Raw genomic sequence first — 23,787 nt, 5'->3', positions numbered from 1 at the left:
GGCCACGGGACGGACACGCATGCGACTGGTGACCTACGACGGCGGGCGGGTCGGCTACCTCGCCGACGACCGGGTGGTCGATCTCGGCGATCTGGCCGGCGGGTACGGCGAGCCGGGCGCGATGCGCCGGTTGCTCGCCCGGTGGGCCGAGGTCCGTGACTCACTGCCCGCGCCCTCTGCGACGAACAGCGTGGCGCTGGCGGAAGTTTCACTGGACGCACCGGTGCCCGACCCGTCGAAAATCGTCGCGGCGCCGGTGAACTACCGCGACCACAAGTCCGAAATGGAGCTGAAGGTCGACATCAGCGACCTCGCGGTGTTCCTCAAGGCTCCGTCGTCGATCATCGCACACGGCGGTGTGGTCCGGCTGCCCTACGCCGACCGGCGCGTGGACCAGGAAGGCGAACTGGCGGCGGTGATCGGCAAGCGGGCGCGGAACGTGAGCGAAGCCGAGGCGCTCGACCACGTCGTCGCGTACACCGGCCTGCTGGACATCACCATGCGGGGCGGGGAGGACCGGTCGACGCGCAAGTCGTTCGACACGTTCACCCCGCTCGGCCCGTGGCTGGTCACCACCGACGAGGCGGACGCGGCCGACGCGATCGACCTCGACTGCACGGTCGCCGGTGTGCACCGGCAGTCTTCGAACACCCGCCACCTGATCTGGGGCGTCGCGAAGCTGGTTTCCTACATCTCGACGGTGATGACGCTGGAGGTTGGCGACGTGATCGCCACCGGCACGCCTTCGGGGGTCGGGCCGTTGAGCGCGGGCGACGAGGTTTCCGTGACGCTGTCGAGCATCGGCACGCTCACCGTGACCGTGGCCGGTTCCGACGGCACGGTTTCGCCCACCGGGACCCGTCCGTCCGGAAAGGACTGACATGCCCTCGATCACCGACGTCACCACGGCGTGGTCGCGGATTCCGCTCGGTGCCGGCCGCGGCGGTTCCGGCGCGACCAAGGTCGACCTCCTGCTCGTCACCGTCACCGACGACGAGGGCGCGACCGGCACCGGGTTCACCTACGCGCTCACCGGCGGCGCCGACGGAGTGCACGCACTGCTCACCGGCACGGTCCGCAACCACGTCGTCGGCGCCGATCTCGACCACTGGCCACAGGTGTGGCAACGCGTGCGCGACGACACGCACCGGCTCGGCCGCGGGCTCGCGCTGCCCGCACTGTCCGCAGTGGACATCGCGGTGTGGGACCTGCGTGCCCGCCGCGCAGGCCTGCCGTTGTTCCGCTTCCTCGGCGCGCACCACGACGACGTCGAGATCTACGGCAGCGGCCGGGCCACACACGCGATGTCGGTGCAGCAGCTGGTGGACGGCACGCGCGCGTACCTCGACGAGGGCTACCACGCCGTGAAGCTGCGTGTCGGCGCTCGGCGGGCGGAAGAAGACGTGGCCCGCGTGCGCGCGGTGCGCGAGGCCGTGGGCGACGGCGTGCGGATCATGATCGACGCCAACGAACGCCTCGACCTGCCGACCGCGTTGTGGACCGCGGCCCGGCTGGCGGGCCTCGGCGTTTACTGGCTGGAGGAGCCACTTTCGTCCGACGACGTCACCGGCCACGCGACGCTGGCCGCCGCCGTGCCGGTGCCCGTCGCCGTCGGCGAGCACCTGCACGGGCGGTTCGAGTTCGCGGCGTACCTGCATGCGCGCGCCGCTTCGGTGCTACAGCCGGACGTGCCGCTGACGGGTGGCGTGACCGAATGGATGCGGATCTCGGCCGTCGCGGAGGCGTTCGGCGCGACGCTGAGCCCGCACTTCCTGCCGGAACTGCACGTCCATCTGGCGGCAGCCGTGCCGAACTGCCCGTACGTGGAACACTTCCCGCTGATCGACGACGTACTGCAGGAGACCTTGGCCGTCCACAACGGACGCGTGTCCCCGCCGGATCGTCCGGGTCACGGGATGCGGTGGAATCTGTCTGCTTTTGGACGATCTGCGCGTCCGGTGAGGCGTGGTCAGAAGACGAGTACGCCCTGGGCGCTGGGCTGCAGTGTGCCGACCTTGACGGAGGTGACGTCGAACTCGGGGTAGCCGACCTTCTTGCCGTCCGTGCCGATCACGTCGACGACCGTCGCGCTCGTGCCGTGGGGCGGGGTGAGCTTGAGGGTGGTCGCGACGAACGTGTCAGGGCTGCCTTTGTCACCCGTCTCCCACTTGACGCCGGCGAACGCGTTGGTGCCCGGGCGCAGCGTGATGGACGGGCCCGCACCGGGGATGTCGACGTTCTTCGTGGGCACCTTGAGCGGCGAGTCGTCGGCGGCGAGGAACTGCAGCGCCGGCCAGCCCTGGATCGTCACGGGGTCCTTGCCGGTGTTCTCGAGGGCGAGCAGGCCGAGGCCCTGGTCCTGGATGGTGAGCTCGGCGTGGAAGGACTGGTGGGTTTCGTGCTGGACGGCGGGTTTGTCCGCGTTCACCGGCGCGGTGTGGGCCGGCGGCGGTGGTGGTGTGGTGCTCGAACAGGCCGTCAGTGTGAACACCACCGCGATACCCGCGGCGATCGTCTTACCCCGCATGTGCACTCCCCTTCGTGGACGGCTCCTCACTACCCAGGACGGCCGAGGCCGAAACAGGTTCCGGTGCGTTCACTCCATAGAGGACACGAGCCGCGTCACCAAGGCCGCGAGGCTCTCCTCGTCGAGCTCCGCGAGCTCCGGCAGCACACCCGACGTCCGCCCGATGAGCACCCCGGCGAACGCCGCCGTCAGCAACTCCGCGCGCGCCTGTGCCTGCTCGACACCTTCGGCGGCCAGCCGGCGCGCGAGCGGTGTCACGATCCGTCGATGCAGCTCTTCCCGGGAGAACTCGTTGGCCTTCACGTCGTCGTGCGGGTGGAGCGCAACTTGGTACAACGGCCCCGGCCCCTGCCGCACCGCGCGCCCGACCAGCCCGCGCAACCGCTCGGTGTCCCCGAGATCGGCCAGCTCCTCGTCGCCGGTCTCCTCCTGCAACACGGCGACGTACAGCTGCGCCTTCCCCCCGAAGTACCGCGCGATCATGGCCGGATCGACGCCCGCGCGCTCGCCGATGTCGCGGATCGTGGCCTGCGCGTACCCGCGCTCCGCGAACAACTCCGCCGCGGCCGCCAGCAGCGCGGCCCGCGTTCTCCCGGCATCCCGTCGCCGCGGGGTGGGTCGGTCCGTCATCGGCGCGCTCCTTCGGTCGTTTTTCCGGGCAGCAGCATGCCGAACGCCGCGGCCAGGACCCACACCGCCACCCCGGCGAAGGCCGCGACCGTGTAGCCGACGGCGTTCGGGAAGTGCTGCCCGTCCGGCGTGTGCGCGACGAGGATCGCGGCGCTGAGGGCGCTGCCGGTGGAGTAGCCGACGTAGCGCAGCACCTGGTTGAAGCTCATCGCACTGCCCGTCTCGTGCGGAGGCGCCCCGCGCGTGATCATGCCGGGCAGCACGGCGAACACCGTGCCGACGGCGAGCCCCGTGGCCGCCATGACGACGGTGAGCACCACGTAGTCGTGCCGCACGAAGCCGAACGCGCCGACACTCACGAGCCCGACCAGCGCAGCCCTGGGAATCAGCACGCGCCCCCACCCCCGCCGGATCACCGGCGCCGCGATCCGGCTGGCGAGCAGGCTCCCGATCGAGAACGGCAGCAACACCAGCCCCGCCACCACCACCGACCCGCCGAGCCCGCCGTCGGCCGGCGGCGTCTGGACGAACTGCACCATCAACGACGTCAGCAGATACATCCCCGTGCCCGACAGCAATGCCGCGACGTCCGCCGCCAGCACCCCCGGCAGCCGCAGCAACCGCAACTCGACGAGCGGGTGGCCACTGCGTCCCTCATGCCACACCCACGCGACGAGCGCGCCCACCGCGACGACCACCGAACCGATCGACGCCGCCGAACCCCAGCCCCACTCCTCACCCTTGCTGATCCACAGCAGCAACGCGCCAAGCCCCACGCCCAGCAAAATCGCCCCCGGCACGTCCAGCCGCTTCGCCTGGGCGTTCCCGGCGTGGGGCAAGACCCTGATCGCCGCCACCAACGCAACCGCGGCCACCACGGCCCCGAACCAGTACGCCGCCTGCAGCCCACCCAGCTCCGTGATCAGCCCGGTCACCGGATACCCGAGCCCGACCCCCGCGACCGTCGTGATCGACAGGACCGCCATCGTCGGCCTCGCCCTCGCGGGCACCAACGCTTCCCGCGCCACCACGATCGTCAGCGGCGTCAGCCCCAGCCCCGCTCCCTGCAACCCCCGCCCCACCAGCAACGCCACGAACCCGAAGGGCAACGCCGCCAGCACACACCCCACCACCACGAGCCCCAGCCCGGCCAGCATCACGCGCCGCCGCGCGGGCCCGTCCCCCAGCCGCCCCATCACGGGCGTCACCATCGCCCCGACCACCAACGTCACCGTCAACGACCACTGCGCATCCCCCAACGACACCCGGTGCACCACAGCCACCGCCGGAATCAGCGGCGCCCCCAGACTGCTGATCACCGCCACGACGAGCCCGAGGAACACCAGCGTGGGCACCAACCCCCGCGCGGCTCGCTGTGCCGCGCCGCTCTCGGCCACGTCGGTCGCCGCGCGGCCGGCCCGCGCGCCGGGCACCTCACGAACACGGCTGCCCTGCACCGACGCCGACGCCGGTTCCGGACCACGCGCCGATTCCTCAGCGCTGCTGCGCCCGGCGGCCTCTCCCTCGGCACCCGGGGCCCGCCCACCTGACACACCAAACGCCGGCCCGCCCCATCCCCGGCCGCGCACTTGCCACTCAGCCCCGGCAGGTTCCGCCGCCTCGCGCTCGGCCCGCCTTCTGTCCGGGCCGAGCGCCGAGCTGCCCAACTCCGGCGCCGCGCCCGGGCCGCGCACCTGCGAATCGGCGGCGCTCGCGGGGCGCCGTGGTGCGTCATCGGCCGCGGGCACACCGCACTCCGACACCTCGCCCGAGCCGCGTACGGGCGGCTTCTGCCGGCCGCTCACGACAAACCCGCAGCGCACACACAGGCTGCCCGCGTCCGCCAAGTCGCCGAGACCGCATCCGGATCGCCCCGGCAACCACCGCCCACCAGGCAAAAGCCCGCGCGGCATCACCTCACCGGCCCACCCCGGCAGCGCGCACGAAGCGAGCCGCCTGGGTGTTCCACGCATCTCGCCCATGTCGGACATCGCGCCACACCTCAGTCATCAGTTGATGTCATCACCCGATGACTTACCCTACCTTGCGATGACCAACCCGGCAGCTGCGATCCCCCTCAGCCGAAGTGGACCACCTCACTCGAGGTCAGCGACGCGCCCGCGGCGGCCAGCTCGGCGGCGACCGCGGCGGAGGCCTCGGCGGCGGGAACGGAGCCGTCGTAGGTGGCGTGGGCGTCGGTGACCAAGGTGACCGGGTGGCCGCGCCGGAGGGCTTCGAGGGTGGTTGCGCGGACGCAGAAGTCGCTTTGCATGCCGGCGACGACGAGGGGTGCGCCGGTGGGCACGAGCGTGGACAGAGGGGTGTCGGCGAAGGAGTCGGGGGTGGTCTTGTCCACCACGTGTTCGCCCGGGAGCACGTCGTGGACCAGGGCCCAGCCCGGCGTTCCGGGTACGTCGGGATCGTCGTCGGTGCCGTTGTTGCGCACGTGCACCACCGGCGCGCCGGCGGCACGCGCGCGGGAAAGCACTGTTTCGATCGCCGGGGCGACGGTGGCCGCGGAAGGCACCGGTTCGGGCGGGAGGAGCATGTTGTTCTGGACGTCGATCAAGATCAGCACGGGGACCATGCCGGAAGCATCGCACCCGCCCCCGACAAAAACGCCGGCAAAAACCGTCAGTCCGGCATACCCCCGGAAAAACCCAGCTCCGCCAGCAACGCCGAAGTGTGCTCCCCCACGTCCGGGATCGGGTCGAACCGCGGCTCCCGCCCCGCCACCGTCACCGGCGGAACCAATGCCCGCAACGGCCCCACCGGCGAATCCACTGTGCCCCAACGCTCGCGCTCGGCCAGCTGCGGATGCTCGGCCAGCTGCGAGATCGTCCGCAGCCGTGCGTTGGCGATCGACGCCGCATCCAGGCGGGCGAGCACCGTCGCCGAGTCCAGCGGCGCGAAGGCGTCCTCGATCACCACCCGCAGCTCGTCGCGCCGGGCCGAGCGTTCGTCGTTGGTGGCGAAGGAATCCGCGACGTCGGCCCGACCCAGCACGTCGGCGCACAGCCGCCGCCACTCGCGGTCGTTCTGCACGGCGAGGAAGATCGTCTCGCCGTCGCCGCACACGTACGGCCCATACGGGGCGATGGCCGCGTGCGAAAGTCCCGTTCGCGCCGGTTGGGTGCCGCCGTAAACCGTGTAGTACAGCGGAAACCCGACCCACTCGGTGAGCGCGTCGAACAGCGACACCTCGAACGCCTGCCCGCGACCGGTCCGTTCGCGCTGGTACAGCGCCGAAAGGATCCCGCTGTACGCGTACATCCCGCCGGCCAGATCCGCGACCGGGATGCCCGTCTTCGCGGGTTCGTCGGGCGATCCGGTGAGCGCGGGGACGCCGGTTTCGCACTGCACCAACAGGTCGTAGGCCTTCTTGTCGCGATACGGGCCGTCGGTGCCGTAGCCGGAGATGCCGCAGACGATCAGCCGTGGGTGCCGCGCCAGCAGCTCCTCCGGCCCGAGCCCGAGCCGCGAAGCCGCGCCCGGCGCAAGGTTCTGCACGAACACGTCCGCGCGCTCCAGCAACGCGTCGAGCACCCGCCGTTGCCCCGGCTGCTTGAGGTCCAGCGCGATCGACTCCTTGTTGCGGTTGAGCCACACGAAATGGCTCGACAGCCCGCGCACGGTGGCGTCGTACGACCGCGCGAAATCGCCCGAACCCGGCCGCTCGACCTTGATCACGCGCGCGCCGAGGTCGGCCAGCTGCCGCGTCGCGAACGGCGCCGCCACGGCCTGTTCGAGGGAAACCACCGTGACTTCGGACAGGGGCAGCATCGAAATCCTTTCGCCGGCGACCGTCGCGCCAGGCTACCTCCGGACCGCACATCAGCCGATCGGCCGGGTTTGTGACCCGATCGCCCGAGGCAGCCCGCCGCGCGCACCGCGATGATGATCATCATGAAGAAGCTCGTCCCCTTGCTGGCGATCGTCGTCGCGCTGCCGGCGGTCGTCGCGGCCACGCCCGCGGCACTCGCCTGGACCCCGTGCCGCACCCTGATCAAGGAGTGGGACCAGACCGACGCGCGCACCGAGTGCGCGAAGGTCTCCGTCCCGCTCGACTACGCCCACCCCGACGGCCGCCGCCTCGATCTGATGGTCAGCCGGTTGAAAGCGACGGCACCGGAGAAGCGCCAGGGCGTGATCGTGGTGAACCCCGGCGGGCCGGGCAACTCCGGACTCGACATGCCGGTCACCCTGAGCCACACGACCGTGGCGGGCATGGGCGTGGACCACGACATCGTCGGCTTCGACCCACGCGGCGTCGGCTTCAGCGACGGCAAGGAATGCGACATCGCGCCCGAAGACGGCCCGAACCCCGACCCGAGCGCGCCGCCCGCCGAGCAGTACCGGCAGGGCTACGAGCAGACAGCCAAGCAGAACGCCCGCTGCACCGCGTACGACCCGGAGTTCATCGCGAGCCTCTCCACCGACGTCGTCGCGCGCGACCTCGACCAGATCCGGATCGCCTTGGGCGAGCAGAAGATCAGCTTCTTCGGGGTTTCGTGGGGCACCGCTCTCGGCGCCGTGTACCGCAGCCGCTACGACCAGCACGTCGACCGCATGCTGCTCGACTCCGTCATGCCGCCCGACTTCAGCCTCCGCACGATGAACGACGGCCAGGTCGACGCCGCCGAAGCCAACTTCTCCCGATTCGCCGCCTGGCTCGCCGCGCGCGACGGCCAGTACCACCTGGGCACCGACGCCGCGAAGATCCGCGCGGACGTCACCGCCCTCGCCGCCGGCCTCGACGCCCACCCGCGCCAGGTCACCGCCGACGGCAAACCGCTCACCTTCGGCGGCGGCAACCTCCGCACCGTGCTGACGTACCAGCAATCCCACTGGCCTGCCATGGCCGACACCCTCACCGCCCTGCGCGACGGCACGAACCCGCCGCTCGTCGGGAACGAACCGGAGTTCACCGGCTTCGGCCTCGAGGACAGCCACTTCGCGGGCTTGCTCATGCAGGTTTCCGTGCTGTGCAACGACCAGGGCGCCGACCCGAGCGAACCCGCGATGTGGCGCGAGGAACAGCAGCGGCAGGCGTCGTCACCGCTGTTCCACGGCATGGCCGGCTACCAGCACTGGTGCGCGGGATGGCCGCTGCCTCAACAGCCCTGGCACCTCACCCGCGGCTCGAGCCCGCTCCAACTGGTGGGCCACCGCACCGAGACGACCACCCCGGCCTCCTGGGCTCGGGACATGCGCCGCACGATCGGCGGCTCCCTCCTCACCGTCGACAACGGCGCGCACGGCTCCCTCGACCTCGTGGCGTGCGGCTCGAAGGCGGTGGAGTTCTTCAGCACCGGTCGGACGGCCACGGGCACGTGCCCGGGCGAGCCGGCAGTTCCGTCCACGTAGGACAGGAGCAGGGCCGGGCCTCGCAGTCGAGGCCCGGCCCGCGCCCGCCGCCGCAGAGGTGGGGGGAGGGACCACAGCGGCGGGCTGCCTCTTACGTACCCGGCCGCGGCTCCCGTCAACCGTCCGGGTGACCGCGATCTCCGAGAGCACCGGTTTTGATCTCGGTCGACCGTCAACACGACGCCACCGGCCGGCCGCTGAACAGCGAGCGATTCCGTTCCCGCCGCCGGGATCTCGGTGCGCTGGCCCGGAGACTCGCCATCAATCACGGAAACGGCAGACAGCTCCCCGGCCGTGTTCCGAAGCCAGGTTCGCGGCAGTCGACGTTCCCAAGCCAGGCCGCCGCGGCCGGGTCAATCGTCGAAGCGGTGACGATCCCACCGACACCCTCGCCAACACGGATCACCGGAGCTGCACACAGCTCGACGGCCCCGCTCCGAAGCCAGGTTCGCCGCAGCCGGGAAACCGACGTCAATCGGCAGGGCGGTTGCGGTCCCGGCGATTCGGCCGGGTGCGCGGTTCCCGGTCCCGTCCGGGCGGATCGGGAGCCGCCGGGCGGGGCCGGGAGACCGGGGGCCCCGGCCAGGCCGGGTCGGGGATGATCTTGCCGGGGCGGGTGCGGCGGCGGGTCGGCGGGGTGGGGCGCGGGGGTGCGGCCGCGGGCCAGTTACGTGAGTCGGTGTCGCGGGTGCGGGGCTGCGGGAGCGCGAAGGGTTGCGTCGGCGTCGAGGCCGGGCCGGTGGGGCGCTGGGCGACGGCGTTGGGAACCGGGCGCTGCCGTGCCACGGGGTAGCGCGCCAGGGGGTCGGCCTCGAGCCGAGAGCGGGTGGCCGGTTCCAGGCGGTGGCGGGCGCGGCCGCGCTGGGCGGCGACAACAGGCGGTTCAGGAGACAGCAGCCGCCGGGGCGAAGGCGCCGCGGCCGGCTGCCCGGTGCCGCGCGGCAGGGCCGAGCGGCGGAGGTGCACCAGGGCGAGCGCCGCGAACACCGCGGCGACCGTCGCGAGGGGCCACCAGGCGTGCATGCGAGCTGCTCCCGTCGTGGAGGGTCCGCAGCAAGAGTGCCCGTTCCGCCCGGCGCCGAGCGGAGGACCACACGCGTGGGTGTCACCCGGATCGGGGGCGCTTACTCATACACGACGTACGCGGGTTTCGGCGTGAGCGCGAGTACCTCGGACGGGGTCATCAGCGCGGCGCCGTGGCGGGTGTCCTCCTCGTAGAACAGCTTGAAACCGGCCAGCACGTGCTCCGGTTTGGCCGCCATGAGCGTGCGCCAGGTCGCCTTCTTCGCGGCCGCGCTGCCGATGCCGTCGACGACCTTCACGACCGACACGCCCGGGTGCGGGCGCAGCGCCGCCTCGTCGCGGACGATCGAAGCCGCGACCTGGTGGTACGCCATGATCTTGTCCGGCAGCCGACGGTCGTGCGCGAGCTGCGCGAGGTAGGTCGCGACGCCGTCGAGTTCGGCGCCCGTCGTCCGCCCGAACCTCTCGCCCGGCACCACACCCGGCTCGACGGCCCACTCCGGGTCGAGCGCGACGCCGACGTCCGGCTCGGCCAGCCACCGCTCGTACGCCCGCACCTCGGGCAGGAAATCCGCCCGGCCGGGCTGGATGTCGAGCAGCAGCACACCCTTGAGCGCCCGTGCTTCGGCGAGGTAGTCGGCGATCGTGCTGTCGGACGCGCGGGTGCGGTACCTGCCGTCGGGCCCGGGTGTGCGGTGGGCGGCCGTCGCGATCAGCTCGACGACGGGCGTCACCGCCGTCCGATACGCGCCAGCCTGCCCGACGAGCTCGCGCCCGGCCGCCGCGAGATCACCGGTCATCTCGCCGAGGGCTTTCGCGTGCGGCGCGCCGCAGAAGCCGACGAGCAAGCTCGTGGCCAGCGCATTCGGCGGAGGTGGCGGAGGTGGCGGCGGCGAAGAAGACGGCTGCGGTGGCGCCCCCGCCGGCACCCGCCGCGACACCGCCCCGCACGCACTCACGGCCATCCCCGCGAACGCCGCTGTGAATACCGCCCGACGGGTGAACCTCGGCTCAAGACGCATGCATCCTCCAGGCCGGCCACGGTGGGGAATCCTTTGCCGGCGAAGGGAAATTACCCGCGTGATCGACTTCCGAACCGGCCTCGCGGCACGAGTTTTCCCTTGTGCCACATCAGATCAGCCGACTTCCCAGTCACCGGAACACTTTCCTTCGAACGGCCCAGATGTAACAGCACTTATATAAGCTCTGTTACACTCCCCACATGCCCGAGTTCACCGACCCCACCGAGCAGAGCCTCTGGCGCCCCATGCGCCTGCTCCAGAACGCCATGGACGACGACATCGGCCGCCTCTACACCGAGCGTGGCATCGAGGGCCTCAAACCGAGCTTCGTCATGGAGCTCCTGCGCCTGCACGCGCGCGGGCCGATGACGATCACCGAGCTGGCGGCGTCGGTCGAGCGGACGCACTCGGCGTTGAGCCAGAAGGTGGCCGCCATGCGCAAGGCCGGCCTGGTCACCACCACCACGGGCGACGACGCGCGCAGCAAGAAGGTGGTGCTCACCCCCAAGGCCGAGGCGATCGTCGACCGGCTCGCGGCGGAGTGGCGCGCGACCGAGGCGGCACTGGTCGACCTCGAGGCCGAGATCCCGTACCCGCTGAGCAAGGTGGTCGTGGACGTCGAGAAAGCGTTGGCGCGCAAGAGCTTCCACGACCGCATCGCCGAGAAGCTCGAAGGCGACGAGGCCTGGCAATGAGAGCGCAGCTGCTCGACGTGACGCCGTTGCGCACGTCGCCGCAGTTCCGGCGCCTGTGGATCGGGCGCACGTGCTCGGTGCTCGGCGCGCAGCTGACGCTCGTGGCCGTGCTGTTCCAGGTCTGGGAACGCACGGGCAGCACGGTGTGGACGGGCGCCGTCGGGCTCGCGCAGGCGGTCCCGATCGTCGTGTTCGGGTTGTTCGCGGGCTCGCTCGTGGACCGCGTCGACCGGCGGCGGTTCTACCTGGTGACGACGGTGGCGCAGGCCGCGTGCTCGGTGTTGCTGGTCGCGCAGAGCGCCGTGCCGGGGTTCCCCGTCGGCGGGGTGCTGGCGATCCTCGCGGTGCAGTCGTGTTTCGTCGCGGGCGCCGGGCCGGCGTCGCGCACGTTCATCCCCCGGCTGCTACCTCGCGAACAGGTCGCCGCCGGGCTCGCGCTCAACCGGATCTCCTTCCAGGGCTGCATGTTGCTGGGCCCGGCGATCGGCGGCGTGCTCATCGGCTGGGCCGGCGTGACCGGCTGCTACGCGGTCGACGCGGTGACGTTCGGCTGCGCGTTCTACGGCGCCTTCGGCCTGCCCGCGATGCAACCCGGCGACTCCGCGCGCCCCGGCCTGCGCGGCATCGCCGACGGTCTCGCGTTCCTCGTCCGCACGCCCGCCGTCCGCGGTGCGCTGCTCACGGACCTCGCCGCGATGGTCTTGTCCATGCCGATGACCCTCTTCCCGCTCGTCAACGCCGAACGCTTCGGCGGCAACCCGCGCACCCTCGGTCTGTTCCTGACCGCGATCGCCGTCGGCGGCGTCGCGGCGTCGGTGTTCTCCGGCGTCTTCACCCGCCTGCCGCGGCCGGGGGTGGTGATGCTGGCCGGGTCGGCCGCTTGGGGGCTCGCGCTGACGCTGTTCGGGCTCACCACGAATCCGTGGCTGGGCCTGGGTTTCCTGGCGCTGGCAGGTGCGGCGGACACGGTGTCGGTGGTTTCGCGGAGCACGGTGGTTCAGCTGCACACCCCCGACGAGCTGCTCGGCCGCGTCGCTGCCGCGGAGCAGATCGTCGGACAGGCGGGGCCGGATCTCGGCAACCTGCGCGCCGGGTTGGTGGCGGCGCCGACGTCGGCGTTGGCGTCACTCGTCAGCGGCGGGTTGCTGTGCGTGGCCGCGGTCGCGGCCGTCGCCGTGACGACGCCGGGCCTGCGACGGTTCGCCGTACGCTAGGACAATCCCTTGCGCAGAGCCGAAATCCGCTCCACCGACGCCGTGAAGTCCGGAATCCCGCCGAGGTTCCTGGCCAGGGCGTCGGCCGCCGCGTCACCTTGGTTGACGTCACGCCCGGAGGCGAGGATCAGGTCGACGCCCGCCTTCGCCGCCAGTACCGCGCGGTTGCCCGTGTCACCGTAGGCCTGGAGGGCGCCGGCCTCGAGGGCGTCGGTGATGGTGACGCCGCGGAACCCGTCGCGCTGGCGCAGTTCGTTCTGCACCACCGTCGGCGAGAGGCCCGCCGGGTGACTTGCGTCGAGCGCCGGATACACGGCCCACGACAGCATCACGAGCTTCGCCGCCGTCCCCGCGTACGGCGCTTCGTCCTTCGTACGCAGCTCCGGAAGTGGCACGTTCAACGTCAACGGCGCGACGTCCGTGTTGCTCCCCGCCGGCGCCGCCCCCAGCCCGGGAAAGTGCTTCGCCGTCGACGCGACGCCCGTGGCCTGCTCCGCGGCGACGAAGTCGCGGCCCAGCTTGCCCGCCGTGGTGGCGTCGCTCGAGTACGAGCGGCCGTACTCGTCGATGAAATTCCCGGCCTGCCGGTAGACGTCGAGCACCGGCGAGAGGTTGACGTTCATCCCCACGCCCGCGAGGTTCTTGCCGGCGCCCGTCCCGGCCGCCTTCGCCGCCGCCTCCGGGTTCGCCGACTGCCCCACCTGCTTCTCCGACAGCGTCGGCTCACCCGGCAGCCGCCGGACCTGCCCGCCTTCCTGGTCGGTCATCAACAGCAACGGCTCGTGCACCGGGCTCTGCGCCGCCGCGTCGCGAAGCTGCTTCACCACGCCCGCGATCTGGCCGCTCGACGAGATGTTCTCGCCGAAGAAGATCACCCCACCCGCTTCGCCCGCACGAATCCGCTGCAGCAGTTGATCCGGCGGCGTCAACCCGGCGTACGAGTAGATGACCCGCTGCCCCGCCAACTGCCTCGGCGTCAGCTCCCGAGCCCCCGCGGCCCCGGGCACGGCCCCCACCGTCACGACCGCCACCGCCACCGCGGCCACCACCTGCACGACTCGCTTCATGGCACTCCCTCCAGTGCGCCCACGGTAACCCCTGGGAGTGACCGGCGAAAACCTTCCGACCGAAGGGTGCGTGATGTCCGGAATCTGCGAATACGCGCGCACACGACCACGGTTGACTCGGCGACTTGGCCGAATTCCCAATGCCCAACCCACCGCCAGTGAACGCGTCTACACCATTCCGGCAACCCTGAATCGGCGGAATCGACCCACCGAAATCCCCCGCCCTCCCAGGGGGGCGTCCCACGTCCAGTCTATCGCCCACCCCCGATGAAAATCGTTCAGAAGCCCGGCTGAGGCGGAGTTATCCACAACTCGGCCTCGGTGTGGACAACTCCGTCGGATCGCCTGCCCGACTCGGACACGTTCGAGTGGCAGTAGGCGACCGTTCGTTAGAAACCTTGCCACCCAGGAAGTTTTCAGAGGACCACCCCGCGGATTCCAACGTGCCGTCGCCCCCACCCCCGCACCATGGGAAGCTCGGCCCGACGAAGTCCTCGTCACCCGGATCACCACTCACCTCGACACCATCTACGCCGGCCTCGCCGAAACCCCCATCTCGGCCGAGAGCAGAACCGCTTCTTCACCTCGCCGCACGGAACACCCGGCCCGACGCCACAAGCGATGCTGCTGCACCGCATGGGCCGGAGCGGATAGGGCTACCGTGCCGCAGGTGAGCTTCTTCCTGACCCGCGTCCTCACCATGCTCGACCAGGGCGGCGACACCGTGCTCTTCCACCACGAAGGGCGCGTTACCACCTACCGCGCCGCAGCCGACACGCTCCGCCGAATCCACACCGGCCTCAGCACCAAGACCGGCATCGTGGCCATCGACTCGCCCAACCGGCCCGAAGTGATCGTCGCGCAGGTCGCCGCGCAGTTGCGGGGGCTGGAAGTGCTGCTCGTCGCGGCGTCGGCGAGCAAGCCGGCCCGACAGGCCGCCCTCGAGAAAACCGGGGCGACCCTGCTCGACCTCGACGAGCTTGCCACGAAGGAACCATCCACTCCGGACACCCTCCCCGACCGGGTCACCGCGATCTTCCCCACCGGCGGCACCACCGGGGCGCCGAAGCTCATCCGCCACACCGGCATCTACGACGGCATGGCCCACATCTTCTCCCCCGACGGCACCCAAACCGTCCTCGTCACCGCCCCGCTCACGCACATGACCGGCAACGCCGCGGCGCTCGGGGCGCTGCTCAGCGGCAACAAAGTGGTCCTCCGCACGAGCTTCGACGCCGAAGAACTCCTGAACGACATCGAGACCCACCGAGTCACCAGCCTCGCCCTCACGCCGCCCAGGCTGGCCAAGGTCCTCGACAGCCCGGCGCTGGCGCGCACCGACGTCTCCAGCCTGAAATCCCTCTCACTCGGCGCCGCCCCGCTTCCGCCCAACAGGCTCGCCCAGGCGCTCGACGCCTTCGGCTCGATAGTCGGCCAGGGATACGGCCTGACCGAAGTGCCGATGATCGCGAGCATCTCCGCGAAAGAACTCACGAAAGCCCACCGACTCGGCTCCGTGGGACGAATCGTCCCGGGCATGGAAGCCCGCGCGGAAAACGGTGAGATCCTCGTGCGCGGACTGTCCATGATGGACGGCTACCACGGCGAACCACCGATCGCCGACCGCTGGCTCCCCACCGGCGACCTGGGCCACTTCGACGACGAGGGTTACCTCTACCTCCACGACCGCATCGCCGACGTGATCATCACCGGCGAGCACGGCACCAAGGTCCCCTCGACCGCCATCGAGCACACCCTGCTCACGCACCCCGCCGTCAAAGCCGCGGCCGTCTTCGCGGTGCCCGGGCAGAACGGCGAGGGGGAGCTGGTGCACGCCGTCGTCGTCACCCACGCAAAAGCAACAGAGGCAGAACTGCGCCACCACGTACGCGAAGCACTGGGCGGCGACCACTTCGTACCGTCCACCGTGGACTTCGCCGCCGAGCTCCCCCTCACCCCGGTGGGCAAAGTGGACAAACGAAAACTGGCCGAACCGTTCTGGTCCGGCCATTCCCGCCACATCGCGTAAAAGGAAGAGCCGGTGTGTGCACCCCCCGTCGGCGCACACCCCGGCTCTTCGGCTAGTGGTTACTTCACTTGTCGCCGAAGCGGATCGAGGCGACCTGCTTGTCGAAACCGATCTTGCTCAGGTCGGGCACGCTGGCCGTGATGACCATCGACTGGCCGGTGCAGTTCGGGCCCTTCCAGAGCTTCACCGGGCCACCGCTGAGCTGGATCGAGGAGACCTGCGTCGGCTGCGGGTTGGCGACGCAACCCGGGCCCGAGACCCCGAAGGAACCGTTGGGCTCGGAGAAGTTGATGCCGCTGTCGAGGATCGCGCTGCCGTTGCCGAGGGTCACGCCACCGGGAGGAGTCGTGGTGCTCGAGGACGGCGGGGTCGCGGTCGAGGAAGACGACGCCGGCGGAGCCGCCTGGCCGCTGGAGGCGGGGGCGCCGCCCTTCGGCAGGACCTTGCCACCGTTCGGCGAGATGGCGAACCAGGTGCCGCCGACGCCTTCACCGTTGATGTCGCCCGGCTTCTTGTCGCCGGAGAAGCGGTAGAGCGCCCAGCCGCCGATGGTGACCTGGCGGGAACCGTCGGCACGGGTCAGGATGCCGATCTTGGCGGCGGGAACACCGTTGACGAAGATGCGCGAACCCGGCTTCACAAGCACCGGCGGCCAGGTCTTGGCGCAGTCACCGTTGCAGTTGGACGTCGGGGGCTTCGGGCTGTCCTTGTCGAAGCGGTAGAGCGTCATGCCGGCACCGTCGTGGACGATCGGGTTCAGGCCACCGGCCGAACCGCGGGTCAGCTGGACCCACTTCATCGCGGCGTCGTCGGTACGCGGGCCCTTGTAGTCGTCGCCCTGGGTCATGTCCGCGCCGTTTTCCTTGGCGGTACCGGTCTTGTAGTCGACACCGGTCGTCGGGTCGGTGCCCTCCTGCGAGGTCTGGGCCTTGCCACCCTCCGGCGTGACGCCGAACCACGTGCCGCCCACGCCCTGGCCCTTGGCCTGGCCCGGCTGCGAGTCGCCGCTGAACTTGTACACCGGCCAGTTGCCGATCGTGACCTGCAGCGTGCCGTCCTGGCGCTTGACGAAGCCGACGTCGTTCTTGTCGATGCCGTTGAGGAACACCTTGCCGCCCGCCTTCACCGTGACCGGCGGCCAGGTCTTGGCGCAGTCACCGTTGCAGTTGGACGTCGGCGGCTTCGGGCTGTCCTTGTCGAAGCGGTAGAGCAGGAAGCCCTTTCCGTTCAGCACCACCGGGTTCAGGCCGGACGCGGAACCGGCGTCGAGCTCCACCCACTGCTCGGCGGCGTTGGTGTCGGCCGGGTCGGCGAAGTCGCCGGTGTTCTGCGGCGCACCGTTCTCCTGGGCCGTGCCGGTCAGGAAGTTGACCGACGAAGCCAGGTCGGCGCCCCCGGCACCGGCCGGAGCGGCACTCGGCGTGCCGGCGGTGGAACCGCACGCCGTCAGCGCCGCCACACCCGTCGCCACCAGGGCGGCGAGCATCGCAACTCGAGTACGCAACATTTCGGGTTTCTCCCTGTCAGAGCCGGCTGCCGGAGATGGCGAGCCTTCGATGACCGGTACACGGGTGTGGTCCCCGTGAGGGTTCACCGAAGTTTCGTGATGGCGGTCACATCTGCCTGAAACGGGAACTCCTTGCCAGAACAGCAAAAAGGCGCTGCCCGTTCATCCAGTCCACACTGGACGAACGGGCAGCGCCTTGCGACGAACCTACAGCGAGGCCGACACGTACTGGTGCCCGTCGGTGTTCTCCACGAGCACCGACGCGACGTTCGCCGGGTCGACGAGCGCCGAGCCGTCGAGGTTCACGCCGTCGCTCGCGGCCTTGTCCGACACCAGCCAGTTGCCGGCGATCTCACGGCTGCCGTCCTTGCCGACCACCACGAGCCGGCACTTCTGCCCCTCCGGGATGCCGGTGACGGACGCGTTGAGCCGCACCCAGCCGGCTGCCGGGGTGACGGCGACGTTGAGCCGCGCCCCCGAGGCGGATTCCCCCGTCACGAAGCGGGTTCCCGGTGCCACCGTGGCCGGCGCGGACACCGGCGGCGCGGCGACGGCCGTCCCTGCCCCGCTGTCGCCCGACTTTCCGACGAGCACGCCCGCGCCCAGCGCCGCCGCGGCGACGACGACCGCCGCCGACGCGGCCAGGATCCGGCCCCGGCCGCGGGCACCCGCCGACTCCGACCTGATCTGCCGCAAGGTGCGTTGCAGCAGCAGGTCCGCGTCGTCCGGCGGCCCGTCGAGCAGCGCCTCGGGCGGCAACGCGCCCAGGAACTCCTGCATCTCACGCAATGACTCCACCTCCTCCCGGCACTCCGCGCAGGTCGTCAGGTGCTGCTCGACGTCCGGCTGGTCGGTCGTGCCCGCCTCGCCGGCCACGTAGGCCTCGAGGTCGAACCGGTCGCTGTGCGAAGTGTTCATCACGCGGCCCCCACTCCCAGTCGCTGCGACCGGAACTGCTCACGCAAAGCGCGCAACCCGTAGTACGAGCGCGATTTCACGGTGCCCGGTGGTATGCCCAGTTTCTCGGCGGTCTCGCCGACCGTCCGACCGTGCAGGTACACGTGTTCCAGCACTTCGCGGTGCTCGGCGCTCAGGTCGTCCAGCGCCGCGAGCACCACCATCGAGTCCACGACCTGGTCAGAGTGGTCGCGCGCCACCGGCACGGTGGTCGGCGACTCCGCCACCTCCGTGGGCCGCGCGGCCCGCGCCCGGATCTTGTCCGTGACCAGGTTCCGCACCACGGTCAGCAGCCAGCCACGCACCGAGCCCTTGCCGTTGACCAGGCTTTCGGGGTGTCGCCAAGCGCGCACCAGTGCCTCCTGCACGACGTCTTCCGCCGCTGCTCGATCACCGAGCAGCCTTGTGGCGTACGCCAGCATCGCCTTGCCGTGCTCCTCGAACAGCGAGCGCACGAGAGCCTCGTCGGCGACCTGCTGGCGATGACGGGTCCTCAACCCGGCCATCCGCTACCACCCTCCCGAGTCCCGCAAGGTGCGGGATCTCCTCACCTCCACGAGGGGCACACGGATGGCGAGCGGGGTTCAGTTCAGCGGATACCGAACCGTGACCAAAGCCACAGTCGTCACGCTGAGCAGTGCTTACCCGAGTTCACGCAGTCGACGACGGTCGCCATCAGCGCGTCCGGCATCACGTCGATGAAGTCGGCGTGGTCGGAGACGGGATTGTTCAGCTCCTCGGGGAACGAGTCGATCGCGTACTCCGCACCGGCCGGCACGGTGTAGGAGATCTCCAGGTGCAGGCGCGGGACGGCGAACGTGCCGGCCTGGCACGCGCCGTTCGCGGCGGGGAAGACCAGGTGCGACTTGTGGTTGGCGCTGTCGGTGGTGCGGCCGTTCCAACAGCTCGGGAAGTCGAACACCCGCACGACCTGCTGGCCGGCCGGGCAGCGCGGGTACTGGCGCCCGACGTGGTCGCGGCTGCCGGAGCACGTCCACTGCACGTGGTCGGTGCCGACGCCGCCCTGGGTGTACCCGTGCGGGTTGCCGGTGTTGGCGCGCAGGAAGCGCGGCATGGGGACGACGTTGGTGACCGGGCTGCCCTGGTACTCGATCAGCACCGAGTCCGGCACGAGGAGCCGCCCGAACACGGTCTGGCGCGCGTCGCCGCGCGGCAGGCGCAGCACGGGCCAGTAGTAGGTCGACTTGTCGCCGGCCTGGCAGGTGGTGCCGGCGGCGGCGAGGGAAGTATCGGTGGAGAACGCGGTGGTGGAGTCGTTGCCGACGTAGTCGTGCAGGTGGTGCGCCCCACCGGCCACGCCGGGGCTGATCACCACGTTGTCGGAGTTGTGGCGGCCTTCCTCGTCGCGGCCGCAGTCGATGCGCCAGGTGCCGCTCGATCCGCCGGGCTGCACCACGGGCGCAGGCGGCGCGACGGGCAGCGCCGACACGTCGGCGAAGTAGACGGGCGAGACGGTGTGCTCCTCCTCGTGCGCGCCCGCCGTGAGCGTGTTGTAGCCGACCACGCTCGCCGGCACGGCGATCAGCACGAGCACGACGGTGAACACGATCCACCCGGGCGACCACCGCCGCCGCGATTGCGAACCCACGTGGATCATTTTCACACTGTCAAGATCGGCACGTTCGCGGGGCCGTCAGTCCGGGACCACGACCCGCACGGGCAGCACGCGCTCCCGGTGGTGCTCCTCGTGCAGGTCACGCCTGCGCGCGTGCAGCAACTGCGCGAGCGTGACGACGCCGAGCACCTTTTCGGGCTCTTCGCGGTCCACCACGCGGGCACGCGTGACGTGGCCGAGCGCGAGCTTGTTGGCGACCTCGCGCAACGTCTCGTCGGGGAACGCGGTGACGCGCGCGGGCGCGGCCGGCCCCGGCGTCATCACCTCGTGCACGAAGAACGTCTCCAACGGGTCGGTCGTGTACTCGCGAGTGAGGTGCAGGCGCCGCCGCGCGATCTTCTCCGTGAGCACGGAACGCTTCAGCAGCAACACGGACAACGCGTACGCCGAGACGGACGCGACCACGAGCGGCAGCAGGTAGCTCCACGCGTGGGTGAGCTCGAGCGTGAAGACGATGCCGGTGAGCGGCGAGCGCATCACGCCCCCGACCACGGCGGCCAGCCCGCACGTCGCCCAGAACCCGGCCGCGAAGTGCGGCAGCACCGCCCCCTCGGCCGCCCCTAGCGCGGCGCCGATCATGAACACCGGCGCCAGCACGCCACCGGACGTGCCGGAGCCCAGCGAGAGCGCCCAGATCAGCGTCTTGACCACGAGGATGCCGACGATCAGCTGTGTGGTGGCCTGGCCGGTGAGCAGCTGGTCGATCACGTCGTAGCCCACGCCCAGCGCGTGCGGCTCGATCAGCCCGCCCGCGCCGATGATCAGGCCACCGATCGCCGGCCACCACATCCAGTGCACGGGCACGCGCGCGAACAGGTCTTCGGCGAAGTAGACGAGCGCCGTCGCGCCGATGGCCAGCAGGCCGCCGGTGACGCCGGGGATCAGCGCCAGCCCGTCGGCGAGCGGACCCGTTTGCGGTGCCTGCACCCCGAAGACGGGCCCGGTGCCCAGCAGGTAGCCCCTCAACACGGTGCTCACCGCGACGGCCGCCGTCACCGGCACGAAGCTGCGCGGGCGCCACTCGAACAGCAGCAGCTCCACCGCCAGCAGGATCGAGGCGAGCGGCGCGTTGAACGTCGCCGCCATGCCACCCGCGGACCCCGCGACGAGCAACGTCTTGCGCTCGTCCGCACTGAGTTTCAGCAGCTGCGCCAGGATCGACCCGACGGCGCCGCCGGTCATGATGATGGGCCCCTCGGCCCCGAACGGTCCCCCGGTGCCGATACTCACCGCCGCCGACACGGGCTTGAGCACCGCCACCCGCGGCGCCACGCGGCTCTCGCCCGTGAGGATGGCCTCGATCGCCTCGGGCATGCCGTGGCCGCGGATCTTCTCGGAGCCGTACCGCGCCATCACCCCGATCACGAGCCCGCCGACCACCGGCGCGAGCACCACCAGCCACCACGGGTGGTGCACCGCCCCCGGCGCCACCAGATCCGTCGCGACGCGCTGGTAGAAGACGAGATTGGTGATCAACCCGATCAGCTTCAGCAACGCGAACGCCGCCACCGCGCTCGCCGCCCCCACGAACAGCGCGAACGCCGTGATCAGCAACATCCGCGGCCGCACACTGAAGTCCCCCAGGTGCGCCGCCCGCCCCGGCGCGCTCACAGCCGCCCCGGCCCGGCCGAAGGCACCAGCGGCGCCTTCTCCGCCGCCGCCAGCAAGTCCTCGACGCTCGCCGCCACTCGTTCTCTTTGGGCCGGTGCCAGCTGCCCCAGCACCTCCCCGAGCGCCTCATGCCTCCGCGCCAGGACGTCGTCCACCACCGCCTGCCCCGCCTTCGTGACCTCGACGGTGACCACGGTGCGCCGGTGCTCGTCCTCCCCTCGCCGCACATAACCGTGCGCCTCGAGCTTGTCCGCCAGCCGCGTCACCGACGACGCGTTCACGCCCATCGCCGCCGCCAACCGCGAACACGGCACTCGCCCCAGGCTCGCCAGCACCACCAACAACCGCACCTGCGCAAACGTCACCCCCCGCGGCGCGACGTGCGCACTGTCCCACGCCACCGCCACGAGCACCCGCGTCAGCCGCTCCAAGCGGTCGAGATCGTCTTGCATAGAGCAAAACTTGCTATAGGCAAGGCCTTGAGGTCAAGGCAGTCGGCGGGTGGCCCGCGTCACCTCACGGGACCAAACCAGGTGAACGACCTGCCCGACCCCGAAGATCTCCCGCCGCCGCCCACTGGCCCCGAACCCCGCCCTCCGATACAACGCGAGCGCCCTCTCATTGCCCACGCCCGTCCACACCTGCAATCGCCCCGCCACGCGTTCCTTCAGCGCCCCCAGCAACGCCGCCCCCACGCCGGCACCCCAGCACTCGGGCCGCACGAACACCATGGAGACGTGCCACAACCCCGGCTCCACCGGCCCGCGCCCATCCTCCGCCCGCCCCGCCTCGGCCAGCACCATGCCAACCACACCCCCACCCTCCACCGCGACGAGCACCAGCGCCTCGGGATCCGCCAGCTTCTCCCGCACCCGCTCCACCCGCCCCGCCCCAGGCGCCTTCCCGCGCGCAACATTGGCCGCACGCCAACACTCCCTGGCCCCCTCAAGCTCGGCGACACTCACCGCGACCCGAACTTCGACCATGGCCTCATCACCTCCACGTCCACCCGGCCGGCGCGGCCCTTGCCACTCCTCAACCCCCACCCGGCAACACAACTCCCCCCAGCCACCCCTCCCCCGGCCGATCCAGACCGTCGTCACCATCAAAATCGGGGTGCCCACCACCCACCACTCGGGCGCAATGGTGTGCGCAGCACGCCGAGCCACCCCTAAACTCGACCACCGGCGACGCGGGAGGTGAGCCCGGTGGAGAACCACCCCTTCCGGGGCAACCCCGGAACGCACCACATCACCAAATCACTGCGCCCCACGCGAGCGCGGCACGCTGCGCGTACAAGACCGCGCGGATGAACGGAGAAAGAGTCACCCCCGCGCCGCCGACCAACCAGAGCAACGAGAGCAACCAGAGCAACGAGACCCACCTGGCCGAGCCGACCGCACCAGCCGAGCCAACCCACCCCGACCTACCAACCCGGCCGAGATGACCACGCAGGAAGAACCAGCCACTTCGGAGTTCGCACCCCTCGAACCCCTACCGCCCGTCTGGCGGTGGCAAGTCGCGCGATGGCCCACCTTCGAAGACTGCGCCCATGCCCTCGACCTCACCCCCGGGGAACTCTCCTGGTTCTCCGACCCCCGCCACTGGAACGACCGCGCCAACCACACCCTCCGCCACTACCACCACCACTGGATCCCCACCGCCGCCGGCGGCCTCCGCCTGATCGAACGCCCGAAGCCGCGCATGGCCGAACTCCAGCGGCGCGTCCGAAGGCACGTCCTCGCCGCGCTCCCGGTCCACGACGCCGCCCACGGCTTCCACCCCGGCCGATCCATCCTCACGTGCGCGGAACCCCACGCGGGCCAGGAAAAAGTCGTCCGCATGGACCTGGAGCACTTCTTCCCCACCGTCTCCGCCCGCCGGATCCGCTCGCTGCTCGAACTCGCCGGCTACCCACCCGCCGTCGCTCAAGCCGTGGCCGGAATCGTCACCACGACCACGCCACCGGACGTGCTCAAGAGCGCGCCCCGGAGAGTCCGCGACCAGCTCGGCAAACCGCACCTGCCCCAGGGCGCACCCTCATCCCCGGCCGTCGCGAACGCCGTCACCCACCGCCTCGACCGCAGGCTCTCGGGCCTGGCCCTGAAACTCGGCGCGAACTACACCCGCTACGCCGACGACCTCGCCTTCTCCGGCGAAGCCACCCTCCCCCTGCACCGCCTGATCCCGGGCGTCCGAAGCATCGTCGCGGACGAGGGTTTCCGGCTGCGCGAGGAAAAGACGTCGATCGCCGCCAAGCACCAGCGGCAGAAGGTGGCCGGCCTCGTCGTCAACACCAAGCCCGCGGCCCCTCGCACCCACTACGACGACCTCCGCGCCACCCTCCACAACTGCGCCACGACCGGTCCCGCAGCGCAGAACCACGCCGGCCACCCCGATTTCCAGGCGCACCTGCGCGGCCGCATCGCCTGGATCTCCGCGACGAGCGTGCACCGAGGTGCCAAGCTGAAAGAGCTCTTCGACCGCATCGATTGGAGCTGA

The 23,787-nt window shown here is 70.9% G+C and carries 22 protein-coding genes; 7 read left to right on the top strand and 15 right to left on the bottom strand.

All coding sequences use genetic code 11. From position 1 onward, the window contains the following. The first annotated feature begins 19 nt into the window (after nucleotides 1-19). Together ACFY1H_RS39100 and ACFY1H_RS39095 are read left to right on the top strand one after the other, a co-directional pair. Complete coding sequence (locus ACFY1H_RS39100) at nucleotides 20-880, top strand: fumarylacetoacetate hydrolase family protein (protein WP_386955048.1); 861 nt, start codon at nucleotides 20-22, stop codon at nucleotides 878-880. A gap of 1 nt (nucleotide 881) precedes the next feature. Continuing rightward, the gene (locus tag ACFY1H_RS39095; RefSeq protein ID WP_386955045.1) at nucleotides 882-2,045 is read left to right on the top strand and encodes a mandelate racemase/muconate lactonizing enzyme family protein; all 1,164 of its coding nucleotides are present in this window, start codon (nucleotides 882-884) and stop codon (nucleotides 2,043-2,045) included. Here ACFY1H_RS39095 and ACFY1H_RS39090 read toward each other — a convergent pair. From ACFY1H_RS39090 to ACFY1H_RS39070, 5 genes are all read right to left on the bottom strand, one after another. After that, entirely contained in the window at nucleotides 1,970-2,527 is a 558-nt protein-coding gene (locus ACFY1H_RS39090) for a DUF4232 domain-containing protein (RefSeq protein WP_386955042.1), read from the bottom strand. The two genes, ACFY1H_RS39095 and ACFY1H_RS39090, sit on opposite strands and share 76 nt — an antisense overlap. Nucleotides 2,528-2,596: 69 nt before the next feature. Then, entirely contained in the window at nucleotides 2,597-3,157 is a 561-nt protein-coding gene (locus ACFY1H_RS39085) for a TetR/AcrR family transcriptional regulator (protein ID WP_386955039.1), read from the bottom strand. Further along, nucleotides 3,154-4,590: an MFS transporter gene (locus ACFY1H_RS39080; RefSeq protein WP_386955036.1), complete on the bottom strand. Its 1,437-nt coding sequence runs from the start codon at nucleotides 4,588-4,590 to the stop codon at nucleotides 3,154-3,156. Before ACFY1H_RS39080 ends, ACFY1H_RS39085 begins: the two co-directional genes overlap by 4 nt. A gap of 644 nt (nucleotides 4,591-5,234) precedes the next feature. Further along, nucleotides 5,235-5,744, bottom strand: a complete 510-nt coding sequence (locus ACFY1H_RS39075) for an isochorismatase family protein (protein ID WP_386955033.1) — start codon at nucleotides 5,742-5,744, stop codon at nucleotides 5,235-5,237. A gap of 47 nt (nucleotides 5,745-5,791) precedes the next feature. Continuing rightward, nucleotides 5,792-6,940 carry a CaiB/BaiF CoA transferase family protein gene (locus ACFY1H_RS39070; RefSeq protein WP_386955030.1) on the bottom strand — a complete coding sequence of 383 codons (1,149 nt, stop codon included), beginning with the start codon at nucleotides 6,938-6,940 and terminating at the stop codon, nucleotides 5,792-5,794. Between the two features lie 123 nt (nucleotides 6,941-7,063). Between ACFY1H_RS39070 and ACFY1H_RS39065 the strand changes: the two genes are divergently transcribed. Then, nucleotides 7,064-8,524, top strand: coding sequence for an alpha/beta fold hydrolase (locus ACFY1H_RS39065; protein ID WP_386955027.1), 1,461 nt, complete (start codon nucleotides 7,064-7,066; stop codon nucleotides 8,522-8,524). A 471-nt stretch (nucleotides 8,525-8,995) separates the two neighbouring features. Here ACFY1H_RS39065 and ACFY1H_RS39060 read toward each other — a convergent pair whose 3' ends face one another. After that, nucleotides 8,996-9,547 (bottom strand): hypothetical protein, encoded by a 552-nt coding sequence (locus ACFY1H_RS39060; protein WP_386955024.1) that lies wholly within the window; start codon nucleotides 9,545-9,547, stop codon nucleotides 8,996-8,998. A 101-nt stretch (nucleotides 9,548-9,648) separates the two neighbouring features. Beyond that, nucleotides 9,649-10,512, bottom strand: coding sequence for a hypothetical protein (locus ACFY1H_RS39055; protein WP_386955021.1), 864 nt, complete (start codon nucleotides 10,510-10,512; stop codon nucleotides 9,649-9,651). Between the two features lie 257 nt (nucleotides 10,513-10,769). On the opposite strand from ACFY1H_RS39055, the gene ACFY1H_RS39050 reads away from it, so the two are divergent. Both ACFY1H_RS39050 and ACFY1H_RS39045 read left to right on the top strand, forming a co-directional pair. After that, on the top strand, nucleotides 10,770-11,264 hold the full coding sequence (locus ACFY1H_RS39050; RefSeq protein ID WP_386955018.1) for a MarR family winged helix-turn-helix transcriptional regulator: 495 nt from the start codon (nucleotides 10,770-10,772) through the stop codon (nucleotides 11,262-11,264). Then, the gene (locus ACFY1H_RS39045) at nucleotides 11,255-12,478 is read left to right on the top strand and encodes an MFS transporter (RefSeq protein WP_386955187.1); all 1,224 of its coding nucleotides are present in this window, start codon (nucleotides 11,255-11,257) and stop codon (nucleotides 12,476-12,478) included. Before ACFY1H_RS39050 ends, ACFY1H_RS39045 begins: the two co-directional genes overlap by 10 nt. On the opposite strand, the gene ACFY1H_RS39040 is transcribed toward ACFY1H_RS39045, so the two are convergent. Next, nucleotides 12,475-13,545, bottom strand: coding sequence for a glycoside hydrolase family 3 N-terminal domain-containing protein (locus ACFY1H_RS39040; protein ID WP_386955015.1), 1,071 nt, complete (start codon nucleotides 13,543-13,545; stop codon nucleotides 12,475-12,477). The genes ACFY1H_RS39045 and ACFY1H_RS39040 overlap by 4 nt on opposite strands. A gap of 670 nt (nucleotides 13,546-14,215) precedes the next feature. Here ACFY1H_RS39040 and ACFY1H_RS39035 point away from each other — a divergent pair. Beyond that, nucleotides 14,216-15,574, top strand: coding sequence for a class I adenylate-forming enzyme family protein (locus tag ACFY1H_RS39035; protein WP_386955012.1), 1,359 nt, complete (start codon nucleotides 14,216-14,218; stop codon nucleotides 15,572-15,574). 64 nt (nucleotides 15,575-15,638) lie between these two features. Here ACFY1H_RS39035 and ACFY1H_RS39030 read toward each other — a convergent pair whose 3' ends face one another. From ACFY1H_RS39030 to ACFY1H_RS39000, 7 genes are all read right to left on the bottom strand, one after another. Continuing rightward, nucleotides 15,639-17,081, bottom strand: a complete 1,443-nt coding sequence (locus ACFY1H_RS39030) for a hypothetical protein (protein ID WP_366579478.1) — start codon at nucleotides 17,079-17,081, stop codon at nucleotides 15,639-15,641. Nucleotides 17,082-17,288: 207 nt separating this feature from the next. Beyond that, the gene (locus tag ACFY1H_RS39025; protein ID WP_366579480.1) at nucleotides 17,289-17,999 is read right to left on the bottom strand and encodes a zf-HC2 domain-containing protein; all 711 of its coding nucleotides are present in this window, start codon (nucleotides 17,997-17,999) and stop codon (nucleotides 17,289-17,291) included. Further along, nucleotides 17,999-18,544, bottom strand: coding sequence for a sigma-70 family RNA polymerase sigma factor (locus ACFY1H_RS39020; protein WP_366579482.1), 546 nt, complete (start codon nucleotides 18,542-18,544; stop codon nucleotides 17,999-18,001). Before ACFY1H_RS39020 ends, ACFY1H_RS39025 begins: the two co-directional genes overlap by 1 nt. A gap of 119 nt (nucleotides 18,545-18,663) precedes the next feature. Next, nucleotides 18,664-19,647, bottom strand: a complete 984-nt coding sequence (locus ACFY1H_RS39015; RefSeq protein WP_386955007.1) for a DUF1996 domain-containing protein — start codon at nucleotides 19,645-19,647, stop codon at nucleotides 18,664-18,666. Between the two features lie 45 nt (nucleotides 19,648-19,692). After that, the gene (locus ACFY1H_RS39010; protein ID WP_386955005.1) at nucleotides 19,693-21,231 is read right to left on the bottom strand and encodes a chloride channel protein; all 1,539 of its coding nucleotides are present in this window, start codon (nucleotides 21,229-21,231) and stop codon (nucleotides 19,693-19,695) included. A 50-nt stretch (nucleotides 21,232-21,281) separates the two neighbouring features. Further along, nucleotides 21,282-21,737 (bottom strand): MarR family winged helix-turn-helix transcriptional regulator, encoded by a 456-nt coding sequence (locus ACFY1H_RS39005; RefSeq protein WP_386955003.1) that lies wholly within the window; start codon nucleotides 21,735-21,737, stop codon nucleotides 21,282-21,284. Nucleotides 21,738-21,770: 33 nt separating this feature from the next. Then, nucleotides 21,771-22,157: a GNAT family N-acetyltransferase gene (locus tag ACFY1H_RS39000; protein WP_386955000.1), complete on the bottom strand. Its 387-nt coding sequence runs from the start codon at nucleotides 22,155-22,157 to the stop codon at nucleotides 21,771-21,773. A 571-nt stretch (nucleotides 22,158-22,728) separates the two neighbouring features. Here ACFY1H_RS39000 and ACFY1H_RS38995 point away from each other — a divergent pair. Then, the gene (locus tag ACFY1H_RS38995; protein ID WP_386954997.1) at nucleotides 22,729-23,787 is read left to right on the top strand and encodes a reverse transcriptase family protein; all 1,059 of its coding nucleotides are present in this window, start codon (nucleotides 22,729-22,731) and stop codon (nucleotides 23,785-23,787) included.

This window comes from Amycolatopsis sp. NPDC001319, from assembly GCF_042896185.1.
Lineage (GTDB): Bacteria > Actinomycetota > Actinomycetes > Mycobacteriales > Pseudonocardiaceae > Amycolatopsis.
The sequence above is the reverse complement of the archived record's forward strand: the minus strand, read 5'-3'. Positions and strand labels throughout refer to the sequence as shown.